The organism is Lysobacter sp. GQ73, from assembly GCF_059758755.1.
The window spans coordinates 103,730-116,046 of record NZ_JCAXEE010000005.1; the positions used below are offsets into that span (position 1 = coordinate 103,730).

The window sequence follows — 12,317 nt, forward strand, 5'->3', positions numbered from 1 at the left end:
CCTGGTAGAGGTAGTGCTAAACGGTGAAGGGAAAACGAATGAGGGGTGGTGCGCGTCGAGCGATGGATCAATGACTTTCGCGGGCGCCGGCGATGTAGACGACCGTGAGGATCATGAAGATGAAGGCCTGCAACAGGATGATCAGGATGTGGAAGATCGCCCAGGCCGCGTTGGCGAGCACGCCGGGCACGAAGGTGTAGATGCTTCCCATCAGACCGGCGATGAGCATGAACACCAGCTCGCCGCCGTACATGTTGCCGAACAGTCGCATCGCGAGCGAAACCGGCTTGACCAGCCACTCGATGATGTTCATGACGAGGTTGACCGGCACCAGCACGAGCTTCATCGGGCCGTGCGCGTGGAACGGCGCGGTGACCAGTTCCTTGCCGAAGCCGCCGACGCCCTTGGCCGAAACCGCGTGGCCGATCAGGATGAAGAACACCGAGGCCGAGATCGCGAACGTCGTATTCAGGTCGGCGGTCGGCACGGCGCGGAAATAGGTGTGGTGCGCCGCTTCCGGACCGGCGGTGACGTGGACCAGCCAGCCGAACAGGTCGAGCGGCAGCAGGTCCATCGTGTTCATGAACACGACCCACATGAAGATGGTCAGCGCGAGCGGGGTCACCGAACGGCGATCGCCGTGGAAGGTGTCCTTCACCTGGCCGTCGATGAATTCGAGAATGATCTCGACGAAAGCCTGGCCCTTGCTCGGAACGCCCGCGGTGGCCTTGCGTGCCGCCAGACCGAACCACAGGATGAAGAGCAGGCCGAGCACCAAAGCGACGATCCACGAGTCGAAATTGAACTTCGACAACGCATCACTGCCAAAGACCTCACTGGTGTTGTGGGTCAAATGGTGCTTGATGTATTCGTTCAGGCCGCCCGAACCGGTCTGTTCACTCACGAAAGACACCTTATCGTTTCAAAAGATTGGCCAGTACGAACGCCAGCGTCGCCGCCAGCAGCCCCACCAGCATTGGAAGCGGAGGTAGACGCCACCAGGCCATTCCGAGCCCGAGCACCGCCAGTACCACCACCCATTTGAATATGACTCCGGCCAACAACCGACCCACTACCATCCCGGCCGGTTGCACGCCTCCCCCCAATGCCATCCTGGCGGCCACGAGGCTGCCAGCGACCGTCGCGCCGCCGCCGACCGCCGCCGCCAGCGCGTGAGACGCACCGAAGGGGTAGAAGGCCAGCGCAGCCAGCGCCATCGCGCCGAATTGCCAGGCAATCGCGCGCGACGCCAACCGGCGACCTGCGGACAAAGGATCGTGCACGCGGGACTCGTCGGTATGGGATTGGCGCAAAGCGCCCGGTAGAGCCGCAAAAGTATAGAACGCGGGCGCTGTTGCGGCAACCGGCGTCGGTCGCGACTGTGCGCAACGCCCGGCAGTACACGGCATCCATGGGAGCGGCGGGGGCTTCATGGCTGCGACTATGGCCCGCGGCGCGCCGCGGTTGAATTACCCGGCAGGTAAAGCGCGCGCCGCGAGCCGGCACGTTGATAGTCCGGATCTATCGAATCGAACATAAAGGTCGATTTGATTTTCGAACCCAGAGGCGTATTGTTGAGAACAATTCTCATTCAGACCGCTCCTATGAGCAAGACCCTCAGCTTCGCCTGCGTGCATTTCTCGGTCGCCTTCCTGGTCGGCTATCTGATGACCGGCAGCGTCTGGGTCGGCGGCGCGCTGGCCCTGGTCGAACCGGCCTGCAACACGGTGGCCTTCCACTTCCACGAGAAGATCTGGAAGCGGATCGAACGCCGCCGCGCCGCGGCTTCGTCGGGCGCGCTGGCGACTTGATCGAAATCTTTGACGAAGTTCGGAACCTTTCGCGAAAGCACCGGTCAGTATCTGTGAACGCCCGCCGCCTCTCTCTCCTCGTCAATGGCAAAGCAGCGGCGGGCTCCCCCGAAGCCCCGGCATGACCCGCCGGGGCTTCGCCTTTTTGCGGCAGCGGTCACCGTTTGAGGCATTCCGACTTTGCCGCAACGGTCGATCCGGTTCTTCTTCACCGCCACTCCACTTATTGCGCGGCATTCATGTACGGGCCAGTACACAAACGGTACTGCTTCCCCCGCAACGGAGTGATCCTGTGAACCCGAAACTTTTGCCACTGACGCTCGCGTTGGCCGCGACGAGCGCCCTGTTCGCGCAATCCGCGCATGCCGAAGACGATCGCTTCACCGTACGCCTGGGCGCCATGTCGGTCGAAGGCAGCGGCGAGCTCAGCGCCGGCACCACCTTCCGCGGCGAACCCTACCGATTCAGCCAGGACTTCGATTTCGGCAGCCGCGAAACCGTGCCGCGCGTCGAAGGCGTGTTCCGCTTCAGCGAGCGCAACCGCCTGCTGTTCAACTACTTCGGCTACGACAAGAGCAAGCGCGCCACCTTGCGCGAGGCGATTTCCTACGACGACACCACCATTCCGGCCGGCAGTTTCGCCGAGGCCAAGGCCAAGTTCGAACTGGCCAGCGTGATGTACGACTACGCCGTGGTCGAGACCGAGACGGTGAGCTGGGGCCTGCAGATCGGCGTGGAGTACGCCAAGCTCGAAGGCAAGCTGCGCGCCGAGGCCGGCGCCGACAACTACCGCACCAGTTCCAGCGAGGACGGCTACGCGCCGGTGGTCGGCACGCGCCTGACCCTGTCGCCGAACGACAAGTGGCGTTTCGTCCTGCAGGGCCAGTACCTCGACGCCGACTGGGGCGACTTCGGCGATTACGAAGGCGACGTCAGCCGCGCCAATGCGCTGGTCGAGTACCGCTTCACCCCGGCGATCGGCGCCTTCGTCGGCTACGACTGGTTCAAGATCGACGCCCGGCGCGAGGGTCGCGACGGCGTGCTCGGCCTGGACCAGCGCTTCAAGGGGCCGATGGCGGGCGTGACCTTCTCGTTCTGAGGCCGGCCGCATGAGTGCGGCGCGGCCGCGAAGTGCGGCGGCCGGTGTGCGGCCGGGCAGGAGGAGCGGTGCGAGCCGCGACTCCATGATGGACGCGCCGGTCACCGCCGGTTCGCGGTCGCGGCCTGCGCTGCCCCTACCCTGGACTGCCGGGGGTCGAGGGCCGGTTAGCCCTTCTTCTTCGGGATATACAGATCGGTGATGGTGCCGTCGAATACTTCGGCGGCCATGCCGACCGATTCGCTCAGGGTCGGGTGCGGGTGGATGGTGTGGCCGATGTCGGCGACCTCGCAGCCCATCTCGATCGCCAGGCCGATCTCGGCGATCAGGTCGCCGGCGTGCACGCCGACGATGCCGCCGCCGACGATGCGGTGGGTGGCTTCGTCGAAGATCAGCTTGGTGAAACCCTCGGTGCGGCCGATGCCGATCGCGCGGCCGCTGGCGGCCCACGGGAACTTGCCGACGCCGACCTTGAGGCCCTTGGCCTTGGCTTCGCTCTCGGTGACGCCGACCCAGGCGATTTCCGGATCGGTGTACGCCACCGACGGGATCACCCGCGCCACCCACTCCTTCTTCTCGCCGGCGGCCACTTCGGCGGCGAGCTTGCCTTCGTGGGTGGCCTTGTGCGCGAGCATCGGGTTACCGACCAGGTCGCCGATGGCGAAGATGTGCGGCACGTTGGTGCGCATCTGCCGGTCGGCGGGGATGAAACCGCGTTCGCTGACGTTGACGCCGGCCTTGTCGGCGCCGATCTTGGCGCCGTTCGGCGCGCGGCCCACCGCGACCAGCACGCGGTCGTAGACCGTGGCCTCGAGCGCGGCGGCCTGGCCGGCCTCGGCGCTTTCGAAGGACACCTTGATGCCTTCCTTCAACGCCTCGGTGGCCGCCGCCTTGGTCTTGAGATGCACGACCACGCCCTGTTTCTTCAAGCGATCGGCGAGCGGCTTGACCAGGTCGGGGTCGGCGCCCGGCATCAGTTGGTCCAGGAACTCGACCACGGTCACTTCGCTGCCGAGCGCGCGGTACACCGTGGCCATTTCCAGGCCGATGATGCCGCCGCCGACGACCAGCAGTTTCCGCGGAATCTCGGCCAGTTCCAGCGCGTCGGTGGAATCCATCACGCGCTTGTCGTCCCACGGGAAATTGCCGAGCTTCACCGCCTGCGAGCCGGCGGCGATGATGCATTGCTCGAAGCGGATCAACTGACTGCCGCCCTCGCCCGTCACTTCCAGCTCGTTGGGCGAGATGAAGCTGCCGGTGCCGGCGACCACGCGCACCTTGCGCTGCTTGGCCATGCCGGCCAGACCCTTGGTCAGCTGGCCGACCACTTTGTCCTTGTACTTGCGCAGCGCGTCGAGGTCGATGCTCGGCTTGCCGAAGCTGACGCCGTAGTCGCCGGCGTGCGCGGCCTCGTCGATGACCGCGGCCGCGTGCAGCAGCGCCTTGGACGGAATGCAGCCGACATTGAGGCAGACGCCGCCGAGGCTGGCGTAGCGCTCGACCAGCACGGTGTCGAGGCCGAGATCGGCGGCGCGGAACGCGGCGGTGTAGCCGCCGGGGCCGGAGCCGAGCACGAGCATGCGGCATTCGACGTCGGCCTTGCGGCCGCTGGCTGCGGCGGTGTTGGGCGCGGGTGCGCCGCTGGCCGTTGCAGGCGCCGTTGCCGCCGCGGCGGGCTTCGGCGCTTCGGCTGGCGCCGGCGCGCTGCCTGCCGCAGCCGGCTTCGGCGCCTCGCCGGCGCCCTCGCTCTGACCCTCGCTCTCGAGAATCGCGATCACCGCGCCCTCGGAAACCTTGTCGCCGATCTTGACGCTGATCGACTTGACCACGCCGTCGGCCGACGAGGGCACTTCCATCGTCGCCTTGTCCGACTCCAGCGTGACCAGGCCCTGGTCCTTCTTCACCGTGTCGCCGACCGCGACCAGCAATTCGATCACCGGTACGTCGTCGTAGCCGCCGATGTCGGGAACCTTCACTTCGATGTTGTTGGCCATGACGCTGCGTCCTCTGGTTCTGTCTCGGGCCGACGGCGCTCGAAGCGTCCGTCGCGGGGGCGGCCTGTCGCGACGCGACGGCCTGGCGTGGGGGTAGCGGCTGGCGGGCTCAGTTCGCCGGCGCCGAGGCGGCCTCGGCCAGGCGCTGGTCGAGCTCGTCCAGCGATTCTTCCAGCGCGCGCCAGCGGCGTTCGCGCTTGGACTCGCTTTCGTTGGCGGCCTCGGTCATCAGGCCGACCTGCTCCATGATCGATTCGCCCGGACCGCAATCGGGACGCACGCCGCTGACGCGCAGGCCGTCGACGACGAAGATCAACTGGTCCTGCTCGTGGAATTCGGCCGGCTTGCCCTCCGGCGCCAGGGCCGACAGCGCGCGCTTCCAGCTCGCGACGATCCGCTGGGCCAGCGCCGCCGGCATCGGCGCCTCTTCGTTGTCGACTTCCTGGTCGACCCGAAGTTCCAGCGCCGAACTGCGGCGCGAAGAGTTCCAGGCCGCCACCCGCTCGCTGGCGGTGGCATGGCGCAGGGTCCAGTCGCCCTCGCCCGGAATCAGCATCACCCCGCTTTCGGCGCCGCGCGCCGGCAGGTAGGTCAGGCGCAGGCCCGGCTCGGCCTTGGCCGCGAGCAACTGCTCGACCGCCGAACCGTGGTTTTCGGTGGCCGGAGGCCAACCGCGGCCGAGCGAGATCCGGCATTCATCGGCGGCGTGAGCCAACGGAGCGGCCAGCAGCAAGGCGATCAGGCCGAGTCGGCCAAGACGGCGTGGAGCGAAGACGTTCGGTGTGCGGCTCATTACGGCGATCGATCCTATGGAGAACTACGGGCGTCTGGAATGGAGCGGGCGAGGTCGGCGCGACCGGTACGCATCACGGCGTCGTCGCTGGCGCCGAATGAAGCCGCCGCGGCGGCGTGCGCTGCGCGGTCGCGGTCGCCAATGGCGGCCGCGGCGCGGTGCGCAATGCCGGCCGCGCTTACAACAGCACGCGGCGCAGATCGGCCAGCAACTGCGCCAGGTAGGCGGTGAAACGCGCGGCGGCGGCGCCGTCGATGACCCGGTGGTCGTAGGACAGCGACAGCGGCAGCAGCAGGCGCGGCACGAACTGCTTGCCGTCCCAGACCGGCTTGGTCGCCGACTTGGACACGCCGAGGATGGCGACTTCCGGCGCGTTGACGATCGGCGTGAACGAGGTGCCGCCGATGCCGCCGAGCGAGCTGATCGAGAAGCAGCCGCCGCTCATGTCGGCCGGGCCGAGCTTGCCTTCGCGCGCCTTGGCGGCGAGTTCGCCGGTTTCCTTGGCGATCTGCAGCACGCCCTTCTTGTCGCAGTCGCGCACCACCGGCACGACCAGACCGTTCGGGGTGTCGGCGGCGAAGCCGATGTGGAAATACTTCTTGAGGGTCAGGTTTTCGCCGGAGGCATCGAGCGAGGCGTTGAAGTCGGGGTACTTCTTCAACGCGGCGACGCTGGCCTTCATCAGGAACGCGAGCATGGTCAGCTTCATGCCCGACTTCTCGTTTTCCTTGTTGAGCGCGACGCGCAGCGCCTCGAGCTCGGTGATGTCGGCATCGTCGTGCTGGGTGACGTGCGGGATCATCGCCCAGTTGCGCGCGAGGTTGGCGCCGGAGAGCTTCTTGATCCGCGACAGCGCGACCGTCTCGGTCTCGCCGAACTTGCTGAAGTCGACCTTCGGCCACGGCAGCAGGTTGAGGCCGCCGCCGGACGCCGCGGCACCGCCGGTCGCGGCGACCGCGCCGCCGCCCTGCATGACGCCCTTGACGAAGGACTGCACGTCTTCCTTGCTGATCCGGCCGCCGCGCGCGCTGCCGCTGACGCGGCTCAGGTCGACGCCGAGCTCGCGTGCGAACAGGCGCACCGCCGGGCTCGCGTACGGCACCTTGTCGGGCATCAGCTCGTCGGCGGTGAACGCCACCGGCGGGGTGCGCGGCGGCATCGCTTCGGGATCGGTCCCCGCGTTGGCGCCGGGGATCGCTGCGGCGGTTGCGGCCGGAGCTTCGGTTTTGGCGGGGGCGGGAGCTTCGGCCTTGGCCGGAGCCGATGCGACCGGAGCCGATGCGGCCGGAGCTGCGGGCGCGGCCGAAGCTGCGGGCGCGGCGGGTTTGGCGGGTTCTTGGGACTGCGTCGGCGCTGTTTTCGCTGCCTCTTCGGTCGGCTCGATCAGCGCGACCACGCTGCCTTCGGCCAACTGGTCGCCGATCTTGACCTTGAGCTCGCGCACCACGCCGGCGAACGGCGCCGGCACTTCCATCGTGGCCTTGTCCGATTCCAGCGTCACCAGTCCCTGGTCCTGGGTGACCGTGTCGCCGACCGCGACCAGCAGTTCGATGACGGGTACGCCGTCGTAGTCGCCGATGTCGGGGACGCGTGCTTCCTTCAGCTCAGCCATTTCGTGGGGCTCCGCAATGCGCGAAAACCCTATTGTGGCGGTTGCAGGCGGTCACGCCAACCGCGTTGCGGGCCGATACCCACTAAAGGCCTAAGCGACGGCGGAACCCGCACAAGCAAGGCCAGCGTACGCCCCAGTACTGCCGCGCATCGGCTGCGTTTCGGCCTGGCGCTTGGCTGTGCCTTGGTCTAGGGCTTGGTCCAGGGCCTGGTCTAGTGCTTGGTCTAGGGCTTGGTCGATTTGGCGGACTTGTCCGGCAAATCGACCTGCAGCAACTCCAGGCGCTGGCCCTGGTGGCGGTACGCCAAGGCCCCTTCGAGTACGTCGAGGGCGCGCATCTGCCGGCACAGGCCTTCGGCGCGGCGACCGAGCGCGTCGGCGCGCGGCTGCACCGCGGCCTCGATCCTGGCGTCCAGGTCGTCGAGCTTCTGCAGACGGCCGACATCGCCGCTGAAGGCCGCGGTGACCGCGCCGCCGACGACCTCGCCGATCACCGTCGGCAACGTATCGCCGAGCGCATCGGCGATGCCGTCGCCGAGCGCCTTGCCGCTGAAATGGGTCGGGGTGATGACCCGGCTCAGGCGGACATCGAGCTGCTGGCGCGCTTTCTCGACCTGGGCGCGGGTGCGCTCGGGATGGTTGCCGAGCGCGGCGGCCACTTCGCCGAGCGCGGTGAAGGCGATGCCCGCGGCCTCGCGGCCGATCTGCTGCGCTTCGGGCATGGCCGCGCGGACGCCGCGCTCGAACTCGGTCACGCGGCGCGCGTCGGCGGCATCGAGCGCGACCCAACGGTCGTCGACGAACAAACGGCCCTGACGCATCACGATCGCCTTCGGCTCGCCCTGCTCGCGGGTCAGGATCAGGCTGCGCTCGTTGAGGGTCAGGTGGTAATCGCTGTCGATCTCGCAGTTGGCGTCGACATGAATGTTGGAGGCGAAGCTCGAACCGCAGGCCAGCATCAGTGCGGCCAGGGCGGTCAATCGGAAGGTGTGGGTCGGGCGCATCGTCGGTCCTCGACGCTGAAGTGGGTCCAGGATGCCGCAGCGCCGCCGCCGCGGCCCGTGCCGATCGGCGGCGTGACCTTCGTCATGGCCGTTGGCGGTGCCGGCTTTGGCGGTTGGCGCACGACGAGCGGCCGCGCCGGGACCAGCGCAACCGCCGAGTCCGCGCAATCGCGCCGCTGGATGTGTGAAATGCGTTCCCGGCATGGAACGCAGCGGTTCAACGACCGCGCATGCAGCGACGTAGACGCGGCATGACGGCATTGCGTTTCGCGCAAACGCGTTCATCGCTTAGCCGCGCGAAGGCCAAGCCATCATCGCGGAACGAGATCGTTCGTCGATCGCGATGCCGCGTAGAAGCCTTGCTGCGCTTGCGATTCCTGCGCCGAAACGCGTGCATCGATCGATCCGCGACATCGCAGCCCGTCGTCTGCGCATCTTCGGATGAACGCAGGTTCATGCAAGTCGCACTCGGTTCATTTCGTTCATTTACCCCTTGAAAACAAGGGTCTAACACGATGCGCGCGTGAAAGTTCCTTCACCCGCGTTCGCGCGGCAAGTTCGGTTCATGCATGCATGGCTATCTTGCGCCTCGCCTCCCCCAAGGCATCGACAACACAACAACAGGAGATATCTCCATGATGCGCATTCGTCATTTGACCCTTGCCCTGATGGGCGCCATGGCCTTTGCCCCGGCCGCCTTCGCTCAGGATGCCGCCACCGACACCGCGAGCGGCAAGCGCTTCGCCGTCGTCGGCGGTTACGCGCTCTCGCAGCCGACCAAGAACCCGCTGATCGGCGGCGTACGCACCGATCTCGACGGCGAGGGCGCGGCCACGCTCAGCGCCAGCTACTACATCACCGACAACATCGCCGTCGAGGCGTGGGGTTCGGCCGACAAGTTCGGCCACCGCGTCAACGCCGGCGGCGGCAAGATCGGCAGCGTCGATTCGCAGCCGATCGCGCTGAGCGGCCAGTACCATTTCCGCACCGCCGACAGCACCGTGCGTCCGTTCCTGGGCCTGGGCTACTACGAAGCCAACTACAGCAACGAGACGCCGATCGCCGGCCAGCGCCTGGGCGTCGAGAACGCCAAGGGCGCGATGGCGACCGCCGGCGTCGACCTCAACATCACCCCGACCTGGTTCGCCCGCGCCGACGTGCGCTACATGCAGGGCAAGTCGGATGTGAAGCTGAACGGCTTCAAGGTCGGCGAAGCCGAGCTCAACCCGGTGACCGTCGGTATCGGCGTCGGCGCGCGCTTCTGATCGCCTGACCGGCTGCTCCAACACGCAACACCGCAACAGCGCACCGCTTCAACGGGCTCCTTCGGGAGCCCGTTGTCGTTTGTGCGGTGGTTCGTTCGCACGCGGCGGCCGGGTGCGCCGTCGTTGCCCGCGTCGTCGTGAATTCAGGCGAACGCGCCCGGCGCGGCGACCCTAATCAGATAGAACGCCGCTCCGCTCGGGTCGCTCAGGCGCGCGATGCGGTCGGCGCCGGCGTCGAACGGCGGCAACACGATGCGGCCGCCCAGCGCGACCGCGCGCGCGGCGCTGGCGTCCACGTCGGGCACCTGCAGATAGATCGACCAGTGCGGCGCCATGTCGCCCCACTGCGGCCCCATCTGCATCAGCCCGCCGAGCCTGCGCCGGTCGTCGGAGAACACCCGGTAACCGCTCGCCGCGGCCGGCTGCGCCTGCATGCGCCAACCGAACAAGCGCCGGTAATAAGCTTCGGCGCGGTCGAGGTCGCGCGTCGCCAGTTCGGCCCAGCACACCGCATTGTCGACGCCGAGACGGTCGACGCCGGGGTGCGCGCGCTGTTGGGCGAGCAGGAAGGCGACGCCTTCGGGATCGCTGCACACCGCCATGCGCACATGTTCCATGAGTTCGAACGGCGTGCCGGCCAGGCGCCCGCCCAGGGCGACCGCCCGCGCGGCCATGGCATCGCAGTCGGCGGCGCGGAAGTACACGTCCCAATGCGGCGCATGGCTGCCGTCCGGCCCCGGCCAGGCGCCGGGCACCAGGCTGTAGGCGCCGGCGACGTCGTGGCCGTCGAGCTTGAAGATCGTGTACGCGCTGGCGTCCGGCATCGGCGTGCGCTCGATCGTCCAGCCGAACAGGGCGCAGTAGAAGGCCTCGGCCGCGCCCTGGTCGTCGGTCGCCAACTCGAACCAACACGGCGCTCCCTGCGCGTGGACCAACGCGGTCATCGCGGCTCTCCCCCTGACTACCCCTCGACACTACGCCGCGGCGAAGAAATCGTCATGGCGCGCTGCGGCGAAACGCCGCGCCGCGGTGCGCCGGCGTGGGGCAGCGAGAGTTTCGGTGAGCGCGGCGGCGCCGCAGTCAGGGATGTTCGGCCTCGACGTGGACGCGTTCGCGGCGCAGCAGGTACAGGCCGCTGGCGACGATGATGGCCGCGCCGATCCAGGTCGTCGAATCGGGCAACACGCCCCACAGGCTCAGGTCGAGCAGCACACCCCAGATCAGGGCCGTGTATTCCAGCGGCGCGATCAGCGAGGCTTCGCCGAGGCGGAAGGCTTCGGTGACCGCGTACTGCCCGATCGAACCGGCGACGCCGAGCCCGGCGATCAGCCACAGGTCCTCGCCGCGGATTGGCGTCCAGGCCGGCAAGGCCAGGGCGCCGGCACCGACGGTCAACATCACCATCAGCCAGACCATCATTGCCTGGGTGCTGTCGGTGCGCGACAGCAGGCGCACGGTGATCGCGCTGATCGCATAGCCGAGCGCCGCGGCCAACACCGCCAGCGCGGCCAGGCTCAGCATGCCCTCGCCGCTCGGCCGCAGCAGCACCAGCACGCCGATCAGGCCGATGCCGATCGCGACCCAGCGCCGCGGCCCGACCCGTTCGCCGAGGATCGGCCCGGACAGCGCGGTGATCAGCAGGGGCGCGATGAAGAAGATCGAATACGCCGTCGACAACGGCAGCCGGTGCACGCCGTAGACGAAGGTCGCCATCATGCCGATGCCGAGCACGCCGCGCAGCAGATGCAGCGACCAGCGCACCCGCAGCAACGGCTTGAGGCCGCCGCTGGCCAAGGCCCAGGTCAGCACGAACGGAAGCGAGGATGCGCCGCGCAGCGCGGCGACCTGGAACGGCTGGTAATGCGCCGACAGCAGCTTCAGCAGCGCGTCCATGATCGAGAACATCACCACCGCGACCAGCATGGTCGCCATCGCGCGGCGGCGGTGCGGATGCGCCGCGCTCATGAAGTGCGCGGGCCGGCGGCGCAGCGGGCCTGAGGCATGAAACGTTGGGATGACGGAGCGGGCATGGCGGCCGGTCGAAGCGGGATCGTCTATCTTGCCCGGCGCGCCTGCGCGCGTCATCCGGCCGAAGGCCGACGCGATCTAGAACGCGCCGGTGCCGGCTGAGTCGGTGCCGGCTGAGTCGGTGTCGGCCGGGTTGATGTCGACCGGGCGACGTCGACGAAGCCGGCAATCACGAAGCAGGATCAACCGCGCCGGCGCAGGCGGCGTGCGAGGCCGACGCTATAGGCCTGGTAGTAACCCAACAACAGACCGCCGACCGCGAGCAGGCTGCCTTGGCGCGGCAACCAGCCGGCCTGGTCGCTCCAGCCGTGCGCGGCCTGCCACAGGCCGAACCCGATCCGCGCCGCGACCACCAGAGTCAGGCCCAGGATCAGCCAACGGTTCGGCGTGTAGTACAGGCCCTTGGCCTCGTACTCGAAGCGAGTGAGGCCAATGCCGAGCATGCCGAGCAGCAGGCCGGCGCCCCAACCGAGCGCCGCGTACAGTGGCGCATCGGCGATCCAGTAGCCGGCCAGCCAGGCGCTGGCGAAGAAGACCAGAAACGACAGCAGCGACAAGGCCGCGGCCAGGCGCACCGCCCACGGCAGCGCCCGGCGCCGGGCTTTGCCGTAGCGATAGCGCTGGATCAGCCCGAGCGGCAGCAACAGCGCCCACAGCATCAGCAGGAGCAGCAGGGCCAGCGGAATCAGCAGCAACAAAGGCATGACCGCA

13 protein-coding genes are annotated in these 12,317 nt (G+C 68.0%); 3 read left to right on the forward strand and 10 right to left on the reverse strand.

All coding sequences use genetic code 11. From position 1 onward, the window contains the following. Nucleotides 1–67: 67 nt before the first annotated feature. Nucleotides 68–904, reverse strand: coding sequence for a F0F1 ATP synthase subunit A (gene atpB / locus AC6CH2_RS15620; RefSeq protein WP_498270006.1), 837 nt, complete (start codon nt 902–904; stop codon nt 68–70). Between the two features lie 10 nt (nt 905–914). Further along, entirely contained in the window at nt 915–1,283 is a 369-nt protein-coding gene (locus tag AC6CH2_RS15625; RefSeq protein WP_031371116.1) for a hypothetical protein, read from the reverse strand. A 321-nt stretch (nt 1,284–1,604) separates the two neighbouring features. Between AC6CH2_RS15625 and AC6CH2_RS15630 the strand changes: the two genes are divergently transcribed. Next, a complete protein-coding gene (locus AC6CH2_RS15630) occupies nt 1,605–1,811 on the forward strand; it encodes a DUF2061 domain-containing protein (RefSeq protein WP_435396156.1) in 207 nt (68 codons plus the stop codon). Between the two features lie 292 nt (nt 1,812–2,103). Next, nucleotides 2,104–2,910: a hypothetical protein gene (locus AC6CH2_RS15635; RefSeq protein WP_498270007.1), complete on the forward strand. Its 807-nt coding sequence runs from the start codon at nt 2,104–2,106 to the stop codon at nt 2,908–2,910. A 167-nt stretch (nt 2,911–3,077) separates the two neighbouring features. Here AC6CH2_RS15635 and lpdA read toward each other — a convergent pair whose 3' ends face one another. The 5 genes from lpdA to AC6CH2_RS15660 all read right to left on the reverse strand — a co-directional run bounded on the left by lpdA (nt 3,078) and on the right by AC6CH2_RS15660 (nt 8,770). Further along, entirely contained in the window at nt 3,078–4,904 is a 1,827-nt protein-coding gene (gene lpdA / locus AC6CH2_RS15640; RefSeq protein WP_498270008.1) for a dihydrolipoyl dehydrogenase, read from the reverse strand. A 109-nt stretch (nt 4,905–5,013) separates the two neighbouring features. Continuing rightward, a complete protein-coding gene (locus AC6CH2_RS15645) occupies nt 5,014–5,697 on the reverse strand; it encodes a hypothetical protein (protein WP_498270009.1) in 684 nt (227 codons plus the stop codon). Nucleotides 5,698–5,875: 178 nt separating this feature from the next. Continuing rightward, nucleotides 5,876–7,309: a dihydrolipoyllysine-residue acetyltransferase gene (locus AC6CH2_RS15650; protein WP_498270010.1), complete on the reverse strand. Its 1,434-nt coding sequence runs from the start codon at nt 7,307–7,309 to the stop codon at nt 5,876–5,878. Nucleotides 7,310–7,533: 224 nt separating this feature from the next. Further along, entirely contained in the window at nt 7,534–8,313 is a 780-nt protein-coding gene (locus tag AC6CH2_RS15655) for a DUF2884 family protein (protein ID WP_498270011.1), read from the reverse strand. 217 nt (nt 8,314–8,530) lie between these two features. Further along, nucleotides 8,531–8,770: a hypothetical protein gene (locus AC6CH2_RS15660; RefSeq protein WP_498270012.1), complete on the reverse strand. Its 240-nt coding sequence runs from the start codon at nt 8,768–8,770 to the stop codon at nt 8,531–8,533. A gap of 178 nt (nt 8,771–8,948) precedes the next feature. On the opposite strand from AC6CH2_RS15660, the gene AC6CH2_RS15665 reads away from it, so the two are divergent. Further along, complete coding sequence (locus tag AC6CH2_RS15665) at nt 8,949–9,578, forward strand: OmpW/AlkL family protein (protein ID WP_498270013.1); 630 nt, start codon at nt 8,949–8,951, stop codon at nt 9,576–9,578. Between the two features lie 143 nt (nt 9,579–9,721). Here AC6CH2_RS15665 and AC6CH2_RS15670 read toward each other — a convergent pair whose 3' ends face one another. The 3 genes from AC6CH2_RS15670 to AC6CH2_RS15680 form a co-directional block, all read right to left on the reverse strand. Next, complete coding sequence (locus tag AC6CH2_RS15670; protein WP_498270014.1) at nt 9,722–10,522, reverse strand: VOC family protein; 801 nt, start codon at nt 10,520–10,522, stop codon at nt 9,722–9,724. A gap of 136 nt (nt 10,523–10,658) precedes the next feature. Further along, nucleotides 10,659–11,543: a DMT family transporter gene (locus AC6CH2_RS15675; RefSeq protein ID WP_498270015.1), complete on the reverse strand. Its 885-nt coding sequence runs from the start codon at nt 11,541–11,543 to the stop codon at nt 10,659–10,661. A gap of 245 nt (nt 11,544–11,788) precedes the next feature. After that, the gene (locus AC6CH2_RS15680; RefSeq protein WP_498270016.1) at nt 11,789–12,310 is read right to left on the reverse strand and encodes a CcdC protein domain-containing protein; all 522 of its coding nucleotides are present in this window, start codon (nt 12,308–12,310) and stop codon (nt 11,789–11,791) included. Nucleotides 12,311–12,317 lie beyond the last annotated feature (7 nt).

Coding starts and splice junctions, on each gene's coding strand:
- AC6CH2_RS15655 (WP_498270011.1), bottom strand. CDS start 8,313: ATGCGCCCGACCCACACCTTCCGATTGACCGCCCTGGCCGCACTGATG.
- AC6CH2_RS15680 (WP_498270016.1), bottom strand. CDS start 12,310: ATGCCTTTGTTGCTGCTGATTCCGCTGGCCCTGCTGCTCCTGCTGATG.
- AC6CH2_RS15665 (WP_498270013.1), top strand. CDS start 8,949: ATGATGCGCATTCGTCATTTGACCCTTGCCCTGATGGGCGCCATGGCC.
- AC6CH2_RS15630 (WP_435396156.1), top strand. CDS start 1,605: ATGAGCAAGACCCTCAGCTTCGCCTGCGTGCATTTCTCGGTCGCCTTC.
- AC6CH2_RS15650 (WP_498270010.1), bottom strand. CDS start 7,309: ATGGCTGAGCTGAAGGAAGCACGCGTCCCCGACATCGGCGACTACGAC.
- lpdA (WP_498270008.1), bottom strand. CDS start 4,904: ATGGCCAACAACATCGAAGTGAAGGTTCCCGACATCGGCGGCTACGAC.
- AC6CH2_RS15670 (WP_498270014.1), bottom strand. CDS start 10,522: ATGACCGCGTTGGTCCACGCGCAGGGAGCGCCGTGTTGGTTCGAGTTG.
- AC6CH2_RS15675 (WP_498270015.1), bottom strand. CDS start 11,543: ATGAGCGCGGCGCATCCGCACCGCCGCCGCGCGATGGCGACCATGCTG.
- AC6CH2_RS15660 (WP_498270012.1), bottom strand. CDS start 8,770: ATGAACCTGCGTTCATCCGAAGATGCGCAGACGACGGGCTGCGATGTC.
- AC6CH2_RS15645 (WP_498270009.1), bottom strand. CDS start 5,697: ATGAGCCGCACACCGAACGTCTTCGCTCCACGCCGTCTTGGCCGACTC.